Genomic DNA, 20,363 nt, shown 5'->3' with positions numbered 1-20,363 from the left:
GCCCCCGACCGCCCGACGAAGCCCGCCCCTCACCCGCTGAGCCGAACGCCCCCGAGAGTCCTCGGACGAAGGCCGATCCGGCTCCCCGCCGCAAGACGGCGGCGAAACGGGATGCGGCCCCGGCTGCGGACTCCGCCGTCGGGCGGAAGACCGGTGCTCCGGCCCCGGCGGCGGGAGGGAGCGGCACCGGCACCCGCCGCCGGAGCGGCGGGACGGTCGGCGGCGAGTCGGCGGACACCCGCACGGGCAGCGCTGCCCCGTCGTACGACGGCACGCCCGAGCCGAGCTTCGCGGCCGCGGCGGGCGAAGCCGCCCGGCCCTCGGCGGGGGCCGGCGAAGATGCCGTGTCGGCCCCGGGTATGCAAGCGAGGGCTGCCTCGACCCCAGCTACCGGCGCCGACGGGGGAACGGGCGCGACAGCGCCCAACGCGCCTGACCGCGCCGGGAGTTCCGGCCGGGACAGCGGGATGCCCGCTCGCACGCCGTCGGCCCCGGCGGGACAGGCGCCCGCACCGACGGGCCGATCCCGGACAGCCGGAGCGGCGTCCGGCGCGCTGCCCAGGGCCGGCGCGGACGCGGGGGCCAGTACCGGCCGTGGCGCGGCGACGGCCGACTCCGGTGCGGGCGCCGGTACGGGCGCCGGTGGCACCACCGGCCCGCGCCCGATCGCTCGCCCCGGCGTGCGGCCCGTGCCCCCGCTCGACCCCGGGGAGCGGCAGCGGCTGCTCTCCGGCACGCATCACGACCCGCACGGGCTGCTCGGCGCGCACCCCACGCCCGACGGGGTCGTCTTCCGCGCGCTGCGGCCGTTCGCGCGGTCGGTCGCCGTCGTCGCGGGCGGGCTGCGGGCCGAGCTCGGGTCGGAGGGGGACGGCCTGTTCGCGGGCGTGCTCCCCCTGAGCAAGATCCCGGACTACCGCCTGGCCGTGGCGTACGACGAGAGCGAGGAGCGGGAGTTCCACGACCCGTACCGCTTCCTGCCCGCTCTCGGCGAGCTCGATCTGCACCTGATCTCCGAGGGGCGGCACGAGGAGCTGTGGGGGGCGCTGGGCGCGCACCCCATGACGTACGAGGGCGTGGCGGGCACGCGGTTCACGGTCTGGGCGCCGAACGCCCGAGGGGTGCGGCTGGCCGGGGACTTCAACTTCTGGGACGCGAGCGGGTTCCCGATGCGCTCGCTGGGCTCGTCCGGGGTGTGGGAGCTGTTCGCGCCGGGGATCGGCGAGGGGGCGCTGTACAAGTTCGACATCGCGCGCCCGGACGGCTCGCACACGCTGCGCGCGGACCCGATGGCGCGCCGCACGCAGTGCCCGCCGGAGACGGCCTCGATCGTCACCGCCTCGCACCACACGTGGGAGGACGCGGAGTGGATGGCGCACCGGGGCGACCGCCGGGTGCACCAGTCGCCGTTCTCGGTCTACGAGGTGCACCTGCCGTCCTGGCGGCCCGGCCTCTCGTACCGGCAACTCGCCGATCAACTCCCCGCCTATGTCAAGGGCCTGGGCTTCACCCATGTCGAGCTGATGCCGGTCGCCGAGCATCCGTACAGCCCGTCCTGGGGCTACCAGGTGACCTCCTACTACGCGCCGACCGCGCGCCTGGGCACGCCGGACGACTTCAAGTACCTGGTGGACGCGCTGCACCGGGCCGGGATCGGGGTGATCGTCGACTGGGTACCGGCGCACTTCCCGAAGGACGACTGGGCGCTGGCCCGGTTCGATGGCACGACGCTGTACGAGCCGGCGGACCCGACGCGGGCCGAGCACCCGGACTGGGGCACGCTGGAGTTCGACTACGGCCGCAACGAGGTCAGGAACTTCCTTGTGGCGAACGCCGTTTACTGGTGTGAGGAGTTCCACGTCGACGGGCTGCGGGTCGACGCGGTCGCCTCGATGCTCTATCTGGACTACTCACGCGAGGGGGGCGAGTGGACACCGAACGAGTTCGGCGGGCGGGAGAACCTGGACGCGGTCCGCTTCCTCCAGGAGATGAACGCGACCGTCTACCGCCGCTGCCCCGGCGTGGTGACGATCGCCGAGGAGTCCACGGCCTGGGACGGCGTCACGCGCGCCACGCACCACCCGGGCCCGGGCGGCTTCGGCGGGCTGGGCTTCGGGCTGAAGTGGAACATGGGCTGGATGCACGACTCGCTCGGCTATGTGTCGAAGGAGCCGGTGCACCGGAAGTACCACCACAACGAGATGACGTTCTCGATGGTGTACGCGTACAGCGAGAATTACGTCCTGCCCATCTCGCACGACGAGGTCGTGCACGGCAAGCAGGCGCTGGTGTCGAAGATGCCGGGCGACTGGTGGCAGCGGCGCGCCAACCACCGCGCGTACCTGGGCTTCATGTGGGCCCATCCCGGCAAGCAACTCCTCTTCATGGGCCAGGAGTTCGCCCAGGGCGCGGAATGGTCGGAGGCGCACGGCCCGGAGTGGTGGCTGCTGGACGACACGTATCACTCGGCGGGCGACCACCGGGGCGTACGAGACCTGGTCCGCGACCTGAACCACGTGTACACGGCCAACGCGCCCCTCTGGGAGCGCGACACCGACCCGACGGGCTTCACCTGGGTCGAGGGCGGCGCGGCGGACGACAACGTCTTCACCTTCACGCGCCATGACGCCTTCGGCAACCCGGTGCTGTGCGTCAGCAACTTCTCGCCGGTGGTCCGCCACGACTACCGCCTCGGCGTCCCGGACGCCGACGCGAGCTGGCAGGAGATCCTGAACACCGACGCGGCCTGCTACGGCGGCAGCGGCGTACGCAACGCGGACGTCGTCAAGCCCGAGGCCGTCGCCTGGCACGGCCGCCGCCACAGCATCACGGTGGCGCTGCCGCCGCTGGCTACGGTTTGGTTCAGGCCGGTGTGAGGGGGGTTCGGACGGCGGGGCGGCTTTACTCTGGGCGGCATGGGGGCATCTGTCCCGCCTGGCGGGATGGAGTCGGCTGCCCGCTGGGCAGCGGCGAACTCGGCCCGGCCCGGGCAGGCAAGGGCGGAACCGGCCCGGGTGGGTCCGGCGATGAGTGATCGATCGGGCCCGTTCTGGGACGGTGTCGAGGGCATGGGCGCCGATGCCGCGCGCGGCGAGGACGCTGGGCTTCGAATTCCTCGGCGCCGACCCGGAGTCGGGCACGATCGACCTCGCCTTCACCGCGACCGAGGACTACCGCACGTCACGCGGCGGAAGCTCGGAACTCGACGTGTCGATCACGGCGTCCCAAGGCCCCTGAGCGGCGAGACGGTTGAGGTCGGCAGCCTGCGTACGATCCCCACGAACCGCCTCCACCCCCGGCACATCCCGTCCAGACCGACCACGATTGAATGCCGTCACATCCCAGCGGCGGCGTAGCGCCTCTTCCACGACGCTCTTGCCCAGGAACCACGTGCCGCCCAAGACCAGAATCCTCATGCCCAAGATCATGCCTTCACTGAGAGCTGGGGTGAAGGCCAGCCCAGGCTGGGAAACAGCTGTTCGGTCGAGCCCACCGAACCGTCCTGGGGCGCCTGGCGGCGGGCAAGCCGTACGCCCAGCCAGTACAGGGTGAGAGCCGTACACCCGCCCTTAGGCTACGCGCCCTACCACTACAGCTATCGCCGCCCCACGGTCACACCCCCGCCGCCTCCTTCGGCCTGTCCTCATTCGGGGATTCCGGGGCCGCGGAACCGCCGTGACCGTCGTCTACCAGCGTTCGCTCGTCGAACGGGAGGCGGCCTGCGAGGACTTCGGCCGCGCGGGTGCGGTCGATTTCCTTGGTCCAGGTGCCGACCAGGACCGTCGCCACCGCGTTGCCCGCGAAGTTGGTCAGCGCGCGGGCCTCGCTCATGAAGCGGTCGATGCCGACGATGAGGCCGACGCCGTCGACCAGTTCGGGGCGGTGGGACTGGAGACCGCCGGCGAGGGTGGCCAGGCCCGCGCCCGTGACGCCCGCCGCGCCCTTCGAGGCGATGATCATGAAGACGAGGAGGGAGATCTGCTGCCCCAGCGCCAGCGGGTCGCCCATCGCCTCGGCCACGAAGAGGGAGGCCATGGTCAGGTAGATGGCCGTGCCGTCGAGGTTGAAGGAGTAGCCGGTCGGCACGGTGATGCCGACGACCGGCTTGCTCACGCCCAGGTGCTCCATCTTCGCGATCAGCCGCGGCAGCGCCGACTCCGAGGAGGAGGTGGAGAGGATCAGCAGGAACTCCCGGGCCAGGTACTTGAGCAGGGAGAAGAGGTTGATGCCCGCGACCAGCCGCAGCAGCGTCCCCAGCACCACGACCACGAACAGCAGGCACGTCACGTAGAAGCCGACCATGATGACGGCCAGCGACTTCAGCGCGTCCAGGCCCGTCTCGCCGACCACCGCCGCCATCGCGCCGAACGCGCCCACCGGCGCCGCCCACATGATCATGGCGAGGACGCGGAAGACCAGGCGCTGGATGTGGCCGATGCCGCGCAGGATCGGTTCGCCACTCGGTCCCATCGCCTGGCTGCCGAAGCCCACGAGCAGCGCGACCAGCAGGGTCTGGAGCACCTCGCCGCCCGTGAAGGCGGAGACGAGCGTCGTCGGGATGATGCCGAGCAGGAAGTCCGCCGTGGACTCGCCCGCGCCCTCGGCCTGCGCCTCGCCCGCGCTGCGGGCGGCGTCGGTCAGATGGAGTCCGGCGCCCGGCTCCAGCAGGTTGCCGACCACCAGGCCGATCGCCAGCGCGACCGTGGACATGACCATGAAGTAGCCGAGCGCGAGCCCGCCCACCGTGCCGACTTTCGCAGCCTTCCGTACGGAGCCGACGCCCAACACGATCGTGCAGAAGATGATGGGCGAGATCATCATCTTGATCAGGTTCACGAACCCGGTACCGAGCGGCTTGAGTTCGACGGCCACCCCGGGCGCCGCGAAGCCAACCGCGATGCCGAGCACCACCGCCGCGATCACGGCGATGTAGAGGTAGTGGGTCCGGTCCCGCCTGGTCGCTCGACCGGTCTCTCCCGGGAGCTGGTGCGGTGGATTCTGCGCGGCCACGGTCGTCTCCTTGTCCCTGGCGTCAGTTGTCCCTGGCGTCGTTCGGTGTGCAGGCCTGCGCCGGCCTGTGCGTCGGCTCGTACGTCGGCCCGGCGTCGCCCCTCACTCCGGTACGAGCGGCTTGCGCGGCTCACGTCGCGCGGATCGGAGTACGAGCGGCTCACGTGGCGCACGTCGCTCGCGTCCTGGGGAGGTCTGTTGGTTCACGGTGAATATCCAGCACCATGTGACAGCCGTCACCCTTGCGTTCATTTCGTTCACGGCCGAGGCCTTCACGTCGTTCACGGCCGAGGCCTTCACGACCGGAACCGCCGTGCACACTGGCGCCATGCGCCTCCCCCGGTACCTGCCGCGGAAACTCCCCTCGAGACTCCCGCGGAGCCTCCCACGCCCCCGCAGCCTCGCCGGCCAGCTGTTCGCGATGCAGGCCGTGCTGGTCGCGGCGGTGGTGGCGGGGTGCGCGGTCTTCGCGTACGTCACGGCGCGGCAGCAGGCCGAGGACGCGGCGGGCCATCAAGTCACGGCGGCGGCGCGGGCGATCGCGGACTCGCCCTCCGTACGGGACGCGATACGCGAGGCGGCGCAGGACATACGGGGCGGCGAAGGAGCGCAGGACGTACGCGATGGCTATGGGGCACAGGACGTACGAAATGGCGGTAGGGCACAGGGCGTACGGGATGGCAAGGCGGCGGGGGCCGGGCGCGGCGGCGAGGGTGCGGCCGGGCCCCGTACGCCCTCCGCCGCCCTCCAGCCGTACGCGGAGCAGGTCCGCCGCGACACCGGCGTCGCCTTCGTCACCATCATGAGCCCGTCCGGCATCCGCTGGACCCACCCCCACCCCGGCCGCATCGGCGAGGAGTTCCTCGGCCACCGGGCCGACGCGCTCAAGGGCCGTACGTTCACCGAGACCTATACCGGCACGCTCGGCCCGTCCGTCCGCGTGGTCACCCCGATTCGGGCCGAGGCGGACGGGCGGGGGCCCATCGTCGGGCTGGTCAGCGCAGGTATCACGGTCGAGCGGATCAGCGCCCAGGTGCGGAGCCGACTGGTCGCGCCGCTCGGCGTCGCGGCCGGGGCGCTGGTGCTCGGCGGGATCGGGACGTACGTGGTCAACGCCCGGCTGCGGCGCCACACGCACGGCATGAACGCGGCCGAGCTGGGCCGCATGCACGACTACCACCAGGCCGCGCTGCACGCCGTACGCGAAGGGCTGTTGATGCTGGACGGGCAGCGGCGGATCGCGCTGATCAACGACGGCGGGCGTGAGTTGCTGGGCCTCGGCGCGGACGCGGTGGGGCGCGAGGTGGCCGGCCTCGGGCTGCCCGCGCCGCTGACCGGCGCGCTGCTGGCCGCCGGGCCGCGGGTGGACGAGGTGCATCTGACCGCCGACCGGATCGTGGTCGTCAACACCTCGCCCGTCTCGGGCGGGGAGCGGCGCGGCACGCTCGTGACCCTGCGCGACCACACCGAACTGCAGGCGCTCTCGGGCGAGTTGGACTCCGTACGCGGGGTCACCGAGGCGCTGCGCTCGCAGGCGCACGAGGCGGCGAACCGGCTCCATACGGTGGTGTCGCTGATCGAGCTGGGACGGTCGGAGGAGGCGGTGGAATTCGCCACGGCCGAGCTGGAGTTGGCGCAGGTGCTGACCGACCGGGTCGTCGGCGCGGTCGCCGAACCGGTGCTGGCGGCGCTGCTCCTGGGCAAGGCGGCGCAGGCGAACGAGCGCGGGGCGGAGCTGATCCTCACCCCGAACGCGTGCGAGCTGGAGCAGAACCGGCTCGCCCAACTCCGTAGCCGCGCGTACGAGAACATGACGGCCATCGCCGTTGCCAACTACGCGGGCCCCGGCTGGGGGCGCTCCGTCGCCTTCGACGGCATGGCCTTCGACGAGGGCGGGACCTCCCGGGACATGTTGGTGGTGGAGGCGGGCGAGGCGCCGGGGATCTACCCGGCGGTCTTCGACCTCGACGCGCTGCGGGCGTACCGCCGCCGGGAGACCTGGGGCGACGCGTTCCGCCGCCCGAGCACGTACGGCGCGTTGACGGACCGAACGGTCCGCGAACCGTTCACGCGGGTGGACGCGGAGGGGCACCGACTGCCGTGCTGAGGAAGGGTGTTGAACGTCGGAACACAGGGAAACCGGCCGCCTGGAGTCGATGGAATTTCCGATTCCCCATTCACTCGTGTGAGTGGCATGCGGTGTGAGGAGTTCGTGCTTCACTCGTTTTGACCACAGGGGAAAGCGCCTTCTTGGGCGCAAGAGAAGGGGGTTCCAGTGGGAAACCATGGAAAAGTGAAGTGGATATTGGGCTTGGTGGTGGCTTTGGTCGTCGCCATGCTCTCCGCCGGTAGCGCAAACGCTAGGGCCGAGTTGTGCCAGGGCGAGTACATCACGATCCCGGGCACGTATGGAAACGACGTCCTGGTGGGAACGCCAGGTCGGGATGTCTTCGGCTCCCTGAAGGGGAATGACACGGTTCGAGGTCTAGGCGGTGACGACCTCATCTGTACCGGTGATGGAAACGACACCGTCTTCGGTGGCCCAGGAGATGACAAGGTCTACAGCGGCACCGGGAACGACAATGTCTCGGGAGACCTTGGGAACGACGTCCTGTACGGCGATCGTGACAACGACACGGTCTCCGGCGGAGCGGGCGATGACCATGTCCTGGGCGGGTTGGGCAACGACGAGCTTTCCGGCGTCCTTGGCGACGACAAACTGGATGGCGGCGACGGTGACGACACCATCAATGGCGGCGAGGGCCGCGACAACATCGTTGGCGGTGACGGGGACGACAAGGCGTGTGGTGGCGTTGGTGTCGTGGTGGGTACCACCATCACCGACTGCTCTGTCGAGCTGCTGCTGACGTCTGAAGACGTCATCGACGGTGGTCCCGGGAAGGATTCCCTCTATGGCGGTCCGGGGGGCGACACCATCCAAGGTGGAGCAGACGCCGACACCGTCCTTGGTGGAGCGGGCGGCGACAGCATCCGTGGCGGCAGTGGGGACGACTACCTGTGCGGGGACGCGAGGCCGGGAGTGGCTTGTGATGCGGCCCTTTACGGCATCCCTCACAACACGATCTACGGGGATGCCGGCGACGACCGGATCGTTGGAGGACAGGGCAATGATTCGGGTCTGCACGGTGGGAAGGGCAATGACGTGATCCACGGGACGGGCGGCAATGACGTCATAACTGGTGGTGACGGCTCGGACAACCTGAGCGGTGAGGACGGAGCGGACATCATCAGCGCCGACCGCGACAGTGATGTGGTCCATGGAGGCCCTGGCTATGACCGCGTCAATGGCGGCGGTGGCGACGACATCATCCATGGTGGGCCAGGCGAGGATGACATGTGCGGCGACGTCAGGGTGCCCGAAAACCTGCTCTGCAAGGAGAACAACCCAAGTGAACTTGGCGGCACTGACAAGATCTTCGGAGATGGCGGTGCGGACGTTCTCGACGGCGGGATCGGCAACCGTCCCGGCACCCCCGATGAGGCGTATGGTGGCGCAGGGGTAAACACCTGCCGAAATGTCGCTGTCAAGGTGAGCTGCCAGAACTGACTCGCATTCAGGGCACGGTGTAGATGTGCTCAGTTCTTGCAGCAGCGCTGACCAACGTGTTGCTGCCGAGAGAGCTGGCGTAAGATCGCCGACGCGGAGGAAACGCGTCGGCGATCTTTGCGGAATTGGCGGTGTCCGTCGTTCTTGAGGTCGGTGGCCGTGGGAAGGGGCCGGTGCCGGAACTCGGAGATGACACCCGCTTTGTTCAGAGCTGTTGCGCCGGCCCTCCGTTGACCTCTTCGATGCGGTCCAGGAGCGTCGCGTTCAGGTGCTCACGTGCCTCTCGTACCCGGTCGAGCGCGGCGAGCACCTCGGGCCGTACAGAACTCCCCGGCCCGCGCTCGAGCGAGTGGCGCAGGACGTCGGTGCGGACCTCCCGGCTGGCCCTGCGCAGGCAGTCCAGCAGGTGGGAGCGGGCCTCTGCGGCGAGGGCGCCGGAGGGCGGGGAGGCTTCGGGCGGGTCGGCCTCGGCCGTCGCCCGCCATGGGGGCGGGGGTGTGGAGGCGAGCCAAATGCCGCTGTGAGCAAGGGAGTAGGCCGCCTCGGTGCCCTCCCGGCTGAGTTCCCGGATGTCCTCGTCGAAGCGGTCCACGTCCGGGGCGCGGCCCGCCTCCAGGTCCTGGACGGTCCGTTCCAGCGCGTCCAGCCACCCCCTGCCCGTGCTGCGCATCCTCAACAGCCGGTCGAGCTCCGCTTCCTTGCGCAGCGCCCGCTCCTCGTCCTGACGCTGCCGGGCCTGCCGCCGGTGCAGGCGCAGTGGGCCGTAGAAAGCGGCCAGGCTCGTGATGGCGGCTCCGCCGAGAGCGCCGAGCAGTCCGTACAGTGCGCTGTTGTCCGCCACGGGCACCACTCTGCCCGAGTCCGGGCGCACGGCACCACGCGGTTGGCGGGTTTGCCGACTCGGGTTCCGGCGCTCGGCCGGGGTTCTTTGAGGACCGGGTTCCACGAGACTGGGGCCGGAATGTTCCGGTGCGGATCATGAGGGCTGCTCATAATGGATCGACCGGAGCGCGTCCCTCCTCTGCCGGGGCGGCGGGCTCCACGCCGTCTCGTCATGGAGGTGCCGTGTCCGGAAACAGCCCCAGAGGTTCGCGATTCGACCGGCTGAGGCCCGCTTCGTTCGGCGCGGATCCGGCCGGGGAGCGGCTGGAGCGCATCCGGCGGTCGCCGAACTACGCCGACGGGCAGTTCCGGAACCCCGTACCCACGCGCACGATGCTGCCCGGCTCCGCCTGGCCCATGCTGCGTACGCAGCTGAACCGCGCCGACCGGGCCGGCCGGGCGCCCGTACGGCCCGTGCCGGTCCACCGGCCCACCGCGGCGGACTGGGGCGCGCCGCCCGCATCCGGGCTGCGGCTGACGTGGATGGGGCACTCCAGCGTGCTCGCGGAGATCGACGGGCACCGGGTGCTGTTCGACCCGGTCTGGGGCGAGCGCTGCTCGCCGTTTACCTTCGCCGGGCCGCGGCGGCTGCATCCCGTGCCGATGCCGCTGGCCGAGCTGGCGCCGGTCGACGTGGTCGTCATCTCCCATGACCACTACGACCACTTGGACATGGGGTCGATCCGCGCGCTCGCCCGCACGGGGACGGTGTTCGCCGTACCGCTGGGCGTCGGCGCCGACCTCGAGCACTGGGGGGTCGACGCCAAGCGGATCACCGAACTCGACTGGCACGAGTCGACCCAGGTCGGTTCCCTGACCCTGACCGCCACCCCCGCCCGCCACTTCTGCGGGCGCGGCCTCCGCAACGGCATGCGCACACTGTGGGCGTCCTGGGTCGTGGCGGGTACCGACCACCGCGTCTTCCACAGCGGTGACACCGGCTACTTCCCCGGCTTCGCCGAAATCGGCGCGCAGTACGGGCCGTTCGACGCGACGATGATCCAGATCGGCGCGTACAGCGAGTTCTGGCCGGAGATCCACATGACCCCGGAGGAGGGCCTCCGCGCCCACACGGACCTCTCCGGAGGCACCCCTTCGGGCACTCTCCTCCCCATCCACTGGGGCACCTTCAACCTCGCACCCCATCCGTGGGCGGAGCCCGCGGAACGATCGGTATCCGCAGCCCGCGAGTCCGCCGCGAAACTGACGGTCCCCCGCCCGGGTGCCCCCTTCGAGCCGTCAGAGGACCAGACGGTGGATCCGTGGTGGCGAGCGATCGCCCTGCCACCGGCGAGCGGCTGGCCGACTCGGCCTTCGGTGGCGACGGCGCGGGGGGATCTGGCTGCGGAGCAGTAACGGGGGAACGGAACGGAAGACTGAGCCCGGACTGGCTACGTCAATGGGCAGGGGCGCTCCGGCCGTACGCGGTGTGGGCTGCACACGATCAGGTTGAGAGACAGGAAACGGTCGTTGCTGACCCACCACCCGCCGACAATGTCCTCTCCGGCTGCCAAGGTGCGCACGTGCTCTTCGCGCGTCGGGATGGATGGATAGGTTCCGACGAATAGATCGGCGTGCGCCGCCAGTTGCTTGGTGAACCAGGCTGCGCCTTCCTCTGGATGATGGAAGGTGCCTTCGATTCGGCTGGCCGGTTTGAGGAGCCAGTCGGCGCACTCCAGCGGTATGACCGCCGCGCTGCGGAACTCCGGGTGGCTCGGGCGCCGGTGGGCGTCGCCCGGTCTGACCAGGACGCTGCCGTGGCCGAGCCAGGTGTACGCATGGTGGTGGGGCCGTCCCATCGCTCTCCTCTTCAAAGGGAGGCGACCCCGTCTGGGGAGTCGGGGCCGCCTGAAATCTTGTGACTACTTCCGGCCGCAGCCGTCTCCGTCGCCGCAGCCGCCGGACGGGTTGCCGCCGTTGCCGTCGTCCTCGTCTCCGCCGTACTTGACCGGGTCGAGGTGGTATCGCATGGTGATCTCCTCGGGTGCGTGTATCGGTGCGCGGTCCTTCCGCGCGTCGTCGTGCACTTGCCGTGGGCCCCTTGCCGGGCCCGCCCGCTCCGGCCGTGTCCTGGCAGGGAATGGCGGCCGGAGCGGGAGTCTCATGGGGATGTCGACGGGCGAAGAGCGCCAGCCGCCGAAGGCGGAAGCATGTGGGCAGGCGTCACCGCCCGGCCCGCCTCCTAGGCAGGGACATGCGGCACTTCACGTCCTTGCCCGTGCTGGTGATCACCGCTTCCCAGTGATCGGTCAAGCTGTCCACCAAGTGCATGCCGCGCCCCATCACCGATGTCGCTGACCGCGGGGTGACCCTGGGTGCGTTCGCCACGGTGTCGCTGACCGTGATGAACAACTCGCCGTCGGCGGGATGGAGGCGTAGGACGCAACGCCCCTGCGCGTGCTCATGGACGTTGGCCAGCAGCTCGGTGATGACGAGGGCTGCGTCGTCCGTGACGGACTCGTAGCCCCACAACCCCAACTGCTCAGCCACCGCGCGGCGGACGGTACCGATGAGTTCGGGGAGCACGTTCAAGCTCATCCTCAGCTCTTGGTTCTTCTCCGCCACGGTCACCATGGCCCCTCCGAACACCGCCCAAGGCGGCAGGGTCGCTGGACGACGCGTTCACGTTCTGGTGCGTCGTGTGGGTACGGAGAGGAACGTAGAGCGCGCCGTCGCCAACTCCCAAGGAAATTGCGCGAGTTTGCGGCAAGTCGGTTGACGGGTGGGAACGCCGGAACCACGCTCGAGATGAAGCGCAAACTTGCGCAAGGAAGCGGACAGGAGAACGACCATGAAGCTACGGTTCCTTGGGAAGAACTCCCAAGTGGGCGACTGCCCCACCCTCTACGTCACGGACCGTGACACGTACCTCATCCAAGGGTGGAAGATCTTCGCGAACGACCTGCTGCTGCAGCTCAACATCCCCGAGGGCGAGGCAGCTGTGGAGGTGCCCACCGAGCTGTTCGAGCACCTGGAGAAGGACGGCCTCCCCTCCGGCGAGTTCAGGCGTCTTGAGGACCCCCTCATGATCCTCACGCCGGGAGGCACGTACGTTGTTCAGGGTCGGGCGGTCACCGACCCTGAGGCCCTGGCACAGATGGAGATCCCGGACTACGAGACCGTGGTCGAGGTCCCCAAGGCCGCGATCACTGCCCTACTGGAGGAACCGCGTGGAGCTGATCTCCGGCGTCGAGCGCAACAAGCTCTTTGAGAGCTTCGCGCACGACGCCTTCCACTTGGAGCTGAGGGATGATTACTCGGTCCCCGCCGAGGATGGCCCCTACGAGAGCTGGCTCCGAGGGATAGTCGACAACTCGTTCATGGGGCCGTGGATACAGCTCATGAAGCGCGCCACCGAAGCGGGGAAGACCGTGCGTCGAGTGCGGGTCGTGACCGAGCCGCACAGCCCCTACATTAAGTGGGAATACGCCACCGCCCACGTCAACGAAGAGGCAGGCGAATCCATTCGATGGTTGCCGCGGCACTGGTTGCCCGACGGCCTGGCCTTCCCGGTAGACGGAAACGACTGGTGGCTCTTCGACGACATGCTCTTGGCTGTAGGACACTTCGATGACGCAGGGAGGGTTCTCGGATCCGAACTGATCGACGACCCCAAGACAGTCGGCGAATGCGTCCGCGTACGGGATCTGCTCTGGGCCGATGCCATCCAGCACTCCGAGTACAGACCCTGATCGTTCAGTGAGCAACCAAGCCCGAGAGACACGAGAGGCGTTGGGCGCCCGGCTCCGTGGATTCCGCAAGGATGCGGGGTTCAGCAGTGGCCGGGCCTTCGCTGCTGCGACTGGTTGGCAGGAGTCCAAGGTCTCTCGTATCGAGAACGGCAAGCAGAACGCGAGCGAGGACGACATACGGGTCTGGTGCCGGACGACGGGCGCGAGGCCGACTTCGGCGACCTTGTCGCGACAGTCCGCCATATCGACGAACTGTGGTTGGAGTGGCGTCGGCAGCTCCAGGCTGGGGCTGAAATCCGCCAGAAGAAGTCTCTTCCGCTCTACCGAAAGACCAAGGTCTTCAGGATCTGGGAGCCGAATGTCATCTGGGGAACCATTCAGACTGCCGAGTACGCTGCGGCCATCTTCGACGAGGCAGCCAACTTGTACGGGACTCCGAGTGACACGGAAGCGGCCGTGGCCAAGCGCCTTGAACGGCAGCGATACCTCTACAAGGGGGACCGAATCTTCAATGTTCTCCTTGGAGAACAGGCCCTCTATTCGAATCACGGCGGGTCAGAGGTCCTGAGAGCGCAACTTGACCGGATGCTGGCGGTGTTGGCGCTTCCGCGTCTCAGCCTGGGTATCGTCCCACGCTCCGCGCCACTCGACATTTGGATCGGGCACGGCTTCTCAATGTTTGACGACAAGCTCGTCATGGTGGAGACCTATTCTGCGGAGATGTCCGTGACGCAACCGGGGGAAATCGAGACCTACATGAAGGCGTTCGAGCTTCACAGGCAGGCCGCGGTCTACGGGCGGGTCGCCAGGGAGCTGATTCTGTCCGCTATCGATCACTTCAACCGGTAGGGAAGGAGCAGCATGACCGCACTAACCTTCCCGTCGCTCTCTTGGGCGCGTTCGTGGAATTCAGGCAGGAAGCTCAAAATATGAGATTCGCATTTTGATCCGCTCTGGACCCGAGCAAGCCCCAACTCCTCGCGGCCGCGCACGGGCGGTAGATGTCCCGCCCCCGCGCGGCCGCGACGCCCGTGCGGCTAGGCCGAGCCCACCGCCCGGAGAGTGAACGAGAACTCCGTCGGGGCCGCCTTCAGTTCGTGTTGGGGCAGGACTCCCGGGCCGCAGGACTGGCTGCCGATGCCCTGTACCGCATGGTCCAGGTTCAGCCAGATCGTGTCGGCCGGGCGGAGGTCCGGGCGGTGGTGGGCCGCGGCCAGGTCCTCCGTCGTCCAGCGGCGGGCGGTGAACCAGAACTCCGGGGCGCCCTCCACCCGCAGGCCCCGGCCCGCCTCGTCGCGGAGTTCCGCCCAGCGGACGTCCGCTCGCGCGCCGTTCTCCTGCGGATAGACGTACGGGGTCTGGAGGGCGTCCACCGTAGACGTCCAGCGGCCCAGGCGGGAGGCCGCGCGCGTGTCCGGGTACGCCTCGCCCGGGCCGCCGCCGTACCACCGCGCCAGGCCCAACTCGGCCGGTACGCCTAGCCGTACGCCCAGCCGCGGCAGCGGGCACGGCCAGTCGCCCTCCGGCTCCACCGACACCACCAGGCGTACGCCGTCTCCGTCCGACGTCCAGCGGAAGGTGGACAGCAGGGCGAGGTCCGTCGCCGCGGGGGCCACCCGCGAGACGATGACCAGCTCTTCCGCGCCCCGCTCCACCGACACCAGGCGGTGCTGTACGCGGTGCAGGCCCAGCTTGCGCCAGACCGTTCCCCAGCGCGTGTCCGGCTGCCACTCCGCGCCCTCGTCGTTGTCCGTCGGCGCGCGCCACACGTCCAGGCGGGGTGGACTCACCATTTCCAGGCCGCCCACACTGACCAGTTCGCCCGTCCTGAGGTCGAATTCGGCCCCGGAATCGGCCAGAGCCACCCGGCGACCCACTACCGGTTCCGCGCGCGGAACCGCCGTCAGTTGGGTCCACGCCACCTCGTGGCCCGCCTCCGCCCACGGCTCGTCGCGCGCCAGCACCGCCCGCACGGTCCACACCGCCTCGCCCGGGCGATCGGCCCCCACCGGCTCCGGGAGCTTCAGCTCCATCGCCTCCCCGGGGCCCAACGGCGGTACCGCCAGCTCCCCTTCGCCCACCGGCGCGCCCTCGACCTCGTACGTCCAGCCGAACGCCAGCCCCGACAGGTCGGCGAAGTTGTAGCCGTTGGTGATGCGGACCGTGGCCGCGCGGCCGTCGCCCTCGATGCGGACCGGCTCGATCACCTTCTTGTACTCGACCAGGCCGGGGGACGGGGTGCGGTCGGGGAAGAGCAGGCCGTCGCAGACGAAGTGGCCGTCGTGCAGCTCCTCGCCGAAGTCCCCGCCGTACGCGTAGCCGTGCTCCGGGTGGGCCAGGCCGTGGTCGATCCACTCCCAGACGAAGCCGCCCTGAAGGCGCTCGTACGTCTCGAACAGCCGCTGGTACTCCGACAGGCCGCCCGGGCCGTTGCCCATCGCGTGGGCGTACTCGCACTGGATGAAGGGCATGGCGCGGCGCGCGGCGTCCGACTCCGCGTCCGGCAGGGGGGATTCCGCGCGTTGGCCGATGCGCTCGACCTCCGCGTGGTCCGCGTACATCCGCGAGTAGACGTCCACGTCCGCGCAGGACCGGTCGCCCTCGTAGTGGATCGGGCGCGACGGGTCGCGGTCGCGGATCCAGCCCGCCATCGCGCTCAGCCCGCGCCCCGTCCCGCACTCGTTGCCCAGCGACCACAGCACGACCGCCGGGTGGTTCTTGTCGCGCTCGACCATCCGGGCCGCGCGGTCGAGCAGGGCCGGGGTCCAGCGGTCGTCGTCGACCGGGTTGCGGCGCCAGCCGAGCGGGGCGAAGCCGTGGGTCTCCAGGTCGCACTCGTCGATGACCCACAGCCCGTACGCGTCGCACAGGTCCAGGAAGGCCGGGTGCGGCGGATAGTGGCTGGTGCGGACCGCGTTGATGTTGTGGCGCTTCATCAGCTCGACGTCGCGGCGCATCGTCTCCAGGTCCACCGCGCGGCCGTGCTCGGGGTGGAACTCGTGCCGGTTGACGCCCCGGAAGAGGATCCTCCGGCCGTTGACCTTCAGCACCCCGTCCTCGACCGCGACCGTGCGGAAGCCGATGCGCAGCGGCACCCGCTCGCCCGCCGTCGCCAGCACCGCGTCGTAGAGCCGCGGCACCTCCGCGCTCCATGGCTCGACCGCGACGGTCGCCGACTCCCCGGTGGCCAGGTCGAGTCCGAGCTCGGGCACGGTCACGCGCCCGCCGGGCTCGCAGTCCACGCGCAGGGTTCCCGTACCGGCGGCATGGTCGTACGAGGCGTGCACGAAGTGGTCGGCGACCGCGCCCTCGGGGCGGTGCAGGAGGGCGACGTCCCGGAAGATGCCGGGCATCCACCACTGGTCCTGGTCCTCCAGGTAGCTGCCGGAGGACCACTGGTGCACGCGCATGGCCAGGACGTTGCCGGTCGGCCGCAGCAGCTCGCCGACCGCGAACTCGTGCGGCAGCCGGCTGCCCTTGAACGTGCCCAGCTCGCGGCCGTTGAGCCAGACGCGGGCGCAGGACTCCACGCCCTCGAAGCGCAGCACCGCCTCGCCGGACTCCCAGTCGGCGGACGGCAGGTCGAAGGTGACGCGGTGGTCGCCGGTGGGGTTCTCGGTGGGCACGTGCGGCGGGTCCACCGGGAAGGGGTACAGGGTGTTGGTGTACGCCGGGGCGCCGTGGCCGTGCAGCACCCAGTGCGCGGGCACGGGGAGTTCGCCCCAGCCGGAGGCGTCGAAGTCGGGGTGGGCGAAGGACTCGTCCTCGGCGGTCGCCGTCGCCGCCAGGCGGAAGCGCCACAGGCCGTTCAGGCTCAGCCGCGCGGCGTCCGAGGACGCGTACCAGGCGCGGGGCGGGAGAGATCCGTGGCCGGGGGAGACGTCCTCGTAGTACGGGAGGCCGGGGTGCGGGAGGCTGGAGTACGGGCGGTCGTCCTGCGGGTGGTCCATGGTTCTCCTCGATGGGCGGCCCGTGGTCGGTCTCCGCCCACCCTGCAACAAGGGAGGTGCCGGGACCATGGACTCGTCTGCCGAAAGTTGGACGTCCCGAAACCCCTTGAAGCCCTCTTGACCTTCCGCGCGCGGGGTCCATAGCGTTGCGGACCGTGCGGGAAAGCGCTTTCACCAGGCGTGATGCCCGGAGAGAGCCGGAGAAACCCCGCACGGAGACCACAACGCCCGTACAGATCCGGAGGAGTTCAACGTGAGCCAGAGTGCCATCACCGGAACTCCGGCCCCCGTGGCGGGAGTTGTCCAACGGGGGCAGCGCTCCGCGGGCGAGCGGATCGGGGAGGCGGTGGAGCGGTCGTGGCGGCCCTTCGCGCTGCTGCTCGGCTGCTTCGCCGTGTGGTGGGCGATCTCCGCCGCGGAGCTGATCGAGCCGTATCTCGTGCCCTCGCCCGGCGCGACCCTGGACGTGATGGCCGAGAAGAGCGGCTACATCATGGAGCACAGCTGGGTGACCACGTACGAGACGCTGCTCGGCTTCGTCATCGCGGTGGCCGTCGGGGTGCTGGCGGCGGTGGTGATGGTCTACTCGTCGACCGTCGAGAAGACGCTCTACCCCGTCCTGCTCTTCGCCCAGGTGGTCCCGAAGATCGCGATCGCCCCGCTGTTCGTGGTCTGGCTGGGCTTCGGCATCGGGCCCAAGATCCTCATCGCCGTGCTCATCGCCTTCTTCCCCGTCGTCATCTCGATGGTGACCGGCCTGAAGGCGGTGGACCCCGAGATGATCCAGCTCTCCCAGACCATGGGCGCGAGCCCGCTGCAGACCTTCGTCAAGATCCGCTTCCCCGCCTCCTTCCCGCATCTGTTCTCCGGGCTGAAGGTGGCTGTCACCCTCGCCGTCACGGGCGCGGTGGTCGGCGAGTTCGTCGGCGCGAACGAGGGCCTCGGCTACGTCATCCTCCAGGCCAACGGCAACCTCGACACCCCGATGCTCTTCGCCGGACTGCTGGTGATGTCGCTGATCGGCGTCGTCCTCTTCGTCCTCGTGGAGGTCGCCGAGAAGCTGCTGCTGCCCTGGCACGCGAGCCGCCGGGGCGATCCGGTCACCACCACGTACTGAACCGGCCGCAACGGCAAGCGCCGTATGGTCGGCTGGCCGGTCGTACGGCACCAGTCGCACGGTCGCACTGCACCGGCCATCCCCCACAGGCCGTACCGCACGAGGCCGGACAGCACCGGCCGTACCGCACACGCCGTATCGGGCCTCGTACGGAAGCCCTACGCGCACCCGAGCCGCCCGTCTCCACCCCGAACCCCCCTCTCCCGGAAGGGCCGGACCATGCGACTCCGCAAGTTTTCCCTGGGCCTCGTCCCCCTGCTCCTGCTCGCCACGGCCTGCGGAGGGGAGGACGACTCGAAGTCGACCAGCTCGTCGGGCAAGGAACTCGACAAGGTGACCCTGACCCTCAACTGGTACCCCTACGGCGAGCACGCGCCCTTCTACTACGGCAAGCAGCAGAAGATCTACGAGAAGCACGGCATCGACCTCGACATCAAGGCCGGCCAGGGCTCCCAGAAGACCGTCCAGGCCACCGGCACCGGGCAGACCGACTTCGGCTGGGCCGACACCCCGGCCCTGCTCGCCGGCGTCGACCAGGGGATCAAGGTCAAGAGCCTCGGCGTCTTCCTCCAGACCACCCCCGCCTCCGCCCAGTTCTTCAGCTCCGAGGGCATCAAGACCCCCGCTGACCTCAAGGGCAAGAAGATCGCGGGCACCGCGGGCGACGCGCTGTCCAAGACCTTCCCGGTCTTCCTGAAGAAGAACGGGATGAGCGAGTCAGATGTGAAGATGCAGAACACCGACCCCGCGGGCAAGATCGCCGCGGTGATCTCGGGGCAGACGGACGCGCTCCTCGGCTACGCGAGCGACCAGGGCCCGACGATGCAGAACAAAGCCGGGAAGCCCGTCTCGTACCTGCGCTTCTCCGAGCACGGGCTCAACTTCTTCTCCAACGGGCTCATCGCCGGGCAGCGCACGCTGACCGAGGACGCCGACCTGGCCCAGCGGATGGCCGCGGCCACGAGCGAGGCGTGGGCGGCGGCGGAGAAGAACCCCGGGCCCGCGGTCGCGTCGATGAAGGGCGCCTCCGAGCAACTGCCGCCCGGGAAGGTGCTGTCGGAGCAGTTCAAGACGACCGTGACCCTGCTGCACACCGCCGCCACCGAGGGCAAGGCGCCGGGCGCCAACACCGAGGACGACTGGAAGCAGACCATCGACCTCTTCGCCCAGGTCGGCATGGTCCGCAAGGCCCAGCCCGCCTCGGCCTACTGGGACGCCGCCGCGGCGCCGAAGGGATGAGCACGGTGGAGAAGACGCTGCGCGCCTCGGCGGCGGGCGCCGAGGGGCGGCCGGCGACCGCGGTCGGGCTCGACGGGGTCGAGGTCGGCTTCCGGACGAGGAAGAAGGACGTCACCGCCTTGCGGGACGTGTCGCTCGACGTGGCCGCGGGCGAGTTCGTCGCCATCGCCGGGCCCTCCGGCTGCGGCAAGTCGACCCTGCTCAAGCTCGTCGCCGGGCTGCTGGCGCCCACCTCGGGCGAGGTACGGCTGCACGGCGAGGCAGTACGCGGGCCGCGGCCGGACATCGGGTACGTGTTCCAGCGTGCCGCCCTCCTGGAGTGGCGGAGCGTACGGCGGAACATCCTCCTCCAGGCCGAGATGCGGCGCATGCCGGGCGAGGAAGCACGGCGGCGCGCGGACGAACTCATCGAGATGACCGGACTGACCGGCTTCGAGGACGCCTATCCGCACGAGCTGTCCGGCGGCATGCAGCAGCGCGTCGCCCTGTGCCGGGCGCTGCTGCACAAACCGCCGGTGCTGCTCATGGACGAGCCCTTCGGCGCGCTCGACGCGCTGACGCGCGAGCAGATGAACCTGGAACTGAACCGCATCTGGCGGGAGACGGGCACGACGGTGCTGCTCGTCACCCACTCGATCTCCGAGGCGGTGTACCTGTCGAACCGCGTCGCGGTGATGAGCGCCCGCCCCGGCACGGTCACCGAGATCGTCGACGTCGACCTCCCCGCGGAGCGCGACTACGCGGAGACACTGGGCCGCCAGGAGTTCCGCGACGCGACATCGAGGATCCGGGAACTGCTGGGGGCCCAGTGTCTCCGCGTAGTCGCGCTCCGCGGGGAGGTCGACGTCGACGATCTCGGTGACCGTGCCGGGGCGGGCGCTCATCACCGCGACGCGGTTCGACAG

General features: G+C 69.8%; 15 protein-coding genes and 3 pseudogenes. 12 read left to right on the top strand and 6 right to left on the bottom strand.

What is annotated here, in order from left to right; all coding sequences use genetic code 11:
• Positions 1–359: 359 nt before the first annotated feature.
• Together glgB and AOK16_RS27375 are read left to right on the top strand one after the other, a co-directional pair.
• Positions 360–2,876, top strand: coding sequence for a 1,4-alpha-glucan branching enzyme (gene glgB, locus AOK16_RS04065; protein WP_079101039.1), 2,517 nt, complete (start codon positions 360–362; stop codon positions 2,874–2,876).
• Positions 2,877–3,078: 202 nt separating this feature from the next.
• A complete protein-coding gene (locus AOK16_RS27375) occupies positions 3,079–3,237 on the top strand; it encodes a hypothetical protein (RefSeq protein WP_169790855.1) in 159 nt (52 codons plus the stop codon).
• Here AOK16_RS27375 and AOK16_RS25165 read toward each other — a convergent pair.
• Positions 3,177–3,416: pseudogene (locus AOK16_RS25165) on the bottom strand (NAD-dependent epimerase/dehydratase family protein); the annotation flags it as partial. The gene AOK16_RS27375 and the pseudogene AOK16_RS25165 overlap by 61 nt on opposite strands.
• A gap of 196 nt (positions 3,417–3,612) precedes the next feature.
• Complete coding sequence (locus tag AOK16_RS04060) at positions 3,613–5,010, bottom strand: cation:dicarboxylate symporter family transporter (protein ID WP_055470828.1); 1,398 nt, start codon at positions 5,008–5,010, stop codon at positions 3,613–3,615.
• A 328-nt stretch (positions 5,011–5,338) separates the two neighbouring features.
• On the opposite strand from AOK16_RS04060, the gene AOK16_RS27965 reads away from it, so the two are divergent.
• Entirely contained in the window at positions 5,339–7,117 is a 1,779-nt protein-coding gene (locus tag AOK16_RS27965) for a histidine kinase (RefSeq protein WP_240483351.1), read from the top strand.
• A 186-nt stretch (positions 7,118–7,303) separates the two neighbouring features.
• On the top strand, positions 7,304–8,578 hold the full coding sequence (locus AOK16_RS25155) for a calcium-binding protein (RefSeq protein ID WP_079101038.1): 1,275 nt from the start codon (positions 7,304–7,306) through the stop codon (positions 8,576–8,578).
• Between the two features lie 205 nt (positions 8,579–8,783).
• On the opposite strand, the gene AOK16_RS04045 is transcribed toward AOK16_RS25155, so the two are convergent.
• Positions 8,784–9,419, bottom strand: a complete 636-nt coding sequence (locus tag AOK16_RS04045; RefSeq protein WP_157859098.1) for a hypothetical protein — start codon at positions 9,417–9,419, stop codon at positions 8,784–8,786.
• Between the two features lie 224 nt (positions 9,420–9,643).
• Here AOK16_RS04045 and AOK16_RS04040 point away from each other — a divergent pair, with 224 nt between their 5' ends.
• A complete protein-coding gene (locus AOK16_RS04040) occupies positions 9,644–10,816 on the top strand; it encodes an MBL fold metallo-hydrolase (protein WP_055470824.1) in 1,173 nt (390 codons plus the stop codon).
• Positions 10,817–10,851: 35 nt separating this feature from the next.
• On the opposite strand, the gene AOK16_RS04035 is transcribed toward AOK16_RS04040, so the two are convergent.
• Positions 10,852–11,259: a hypothetical protein gene (locus AOK16_RS04035; RefSeq protein WP_055470823.1), complete on the bottom strand. Its 408-nt coding sequence runs from the start codon at positions 11,257–11,259 to the stop codon at positions 10,852–10,854.
• A gap of 364 nt (positions 11,260–11,623) precedes the next feature.
• Complete coding sequence (locus tag AOK16_RS04030; protein WP_055470822.1) at positions 11,624–12,034, bottom strand: ATP-binding protein; 411 nt, start codon at positions 12,032–12,034, stop codon at positions 11,624–11,626.
• Between the two features lie 217 nt (positions 12,035–12,251).
• On the opposite strand from AOK16_RS04030, the gene AOK16_RS04025 reads away from it, so the two are divergent.
• From AOK16_RS04025 to AOK16_RS04015, 4 genes and pseudogenes are all read left to right on the top strand, one after another.
• The gene (locus tag AOK16_RS04025; protein WP_055470821.1) at positions 12,252–12,671 is read left to right on the top strand and encodes a hypothetical protein; all 420 of its coding nucleotides are present in this window, start codon (positions 12,252–12,254) and stop codon (positions 12,669–12,671) included.
• Positions 12,631–13,152 (top strand): DUF6879 family protein, encoded by a 522-nt coding sequence (locus AOK16_RS04020; RefSeq protein WP_055470820.1) that lies wholly within the window; start codon positions 12,631–12,633, stop codon positions 13,150–13,152. Before AOK16_RS04025 ends, AOK16_RS04020 begins: the two co-directional genes overlap by 41 nt.
• Positions 13,121–13,303 (top strand): annotated as a pseudogene (locus tag AOK16_RS27960) (helix-turn-helix domain-containing protein); the annotation flags it as partial. The gene AOK16_RS04020 and the pseudogene AOK16_RS27960, both read left to right, overlap by 32 nt.
• Before the next feature lie 35 nt (positions 13,304–13,338).
• Entirely contained in the window at positions 13,339–14,001 is a 663-nt protein-coding gene (locus AOK16_RS04015; protein WP_240483350.1) for a DUF5753 domain-containing protein, read from the top strand.
• A gap of 188 nt (positions 14,002–14,189) precedes the next feature.
• Here AOK16_RS04015 and AOK16_RS04010 read toward each other — a convergent pair whose 3' ends face one another.
• Positions 14,190–17,102 (bottom strand): glycoside hydrolase family 2 TIM barrel-domain containing protein, encoded by a 2,913-nt coding sequence (locus AOK16_RS04010; RefSeq protein WP_055470819.1) that lies wholly within the window; start codon positions 17,100–17,102, stop codon positions 14,190–14,192.
• Positions 17,103–17,355: 253 nt separating this feature from the next.
• Between AOK16_RS04010 and AOK16_RS04005 the strand changes: the two genes are divergently transcribed.
• The 3 genes and pseudogenes from AOK16_RS04005 to AOK16_RS03995 form a co-directional block, all read left to right on the top strand.
• Complete coding sequence (locus AOK16_RS04005) at positions 17,356–18,219, top strand: ABC transporter permease (RefSeq protein ID WP_055470818.1); 864 nt, start codon at positions 17,356–17,358, stop codon at positions 18,217–18,219.
• Positions 18,220–18,438: 219 nt separating this feature from the next.
• Positions 18,439–19,458, top strand: a complete 1,020-nt coding sequence (locus AOK16_RS04000; RefSeq protein ID WP_055470817.1) for an ABC transporter substrate-binding protein — start codon at positions 18,439–18,441, stop codon at positions 19,456–19,458.
• Positions 19,455–20,264: pseudogene (locus AOK16_RS03995) on the top strand (ABC transporter ATP-binding protein); the annotation flags it as partial. The gene AOK16_RS04000 and the pseudogene AOK16_RS03995, both read left to right, overlap by 4 nt.
• Positions 20,265–20,363: the final 99 nt, after the last annotated feature.

The organism is Streptomyces pathocidini (assembly GCF_001418495.1).
Lineage (GTDB): Bacteria > Actinomycetota > Actinomycetes > Streptomycetales > Streptomycetaceae > Streptomyces > Streptomyces pathocidini.
Note: the sequence above shows the minus strand (reverse complement) of the source record. Positions and strands in the feature narration are given on the sequence as shown.

Coding starts and splice junctions, on each gene's coding strand:
- AOK16_RS27375 (WP_169790855.1), top strand. CDS start 3,079: ATGCCGCGCGCGGCGAGGACGCTGGGCTTCGAATTCCTCGGCGCCGAC.
- AOK16_RS04035 (WP_055470823.1), bottom strand. CDS start 11,259: ATGGGACGGCCCCACCACCATGCGTACACCTGGCTCGGCCACGGCAGC.
- AOK16_RS04025 (WP_055470821.1), top strand. CDS start 12,252: ATGAAGCTACGGTTCCTTGGGAAGAACTCCCAAGTGGGCGACTGCCCC.
- AOK16_RS04010 (WP_055470819.1), bottom strand. CDS start 17,102: ATGGACCACCCGCAGGACGACCGCCCGTACTCCAGCCTCCCGCACCCC.
- glgB (WP_079101039.1), top strand. CDS start 360: ATGCAAGCGAGGGCTGCCTCGACCCCAGCTACCGGCGCCGACGGGGGA.
- AOK16_RS04030 (WP_055470822.1), bottom strand. CDS start 12,034: ATGGTGACCGTGGCGGAGAAGAACCAAGAGCTGAGGATGAGCTTGAAC.
- AOK16_RS27965 (WP_240483351.1), top strand. CDS start 5,339: ATGCGCCTCCCCCGGTACCTGCCGCGGAAACTCCCCTCGAGACTCCCG.
- AOK16_RS04000 (WP_055470817.1), top strand. CDS start 18,439: ATGCGACTCCGCAAGTTTTCCCTGGGCCTCGTCCCCCTGCTCCTGCTC.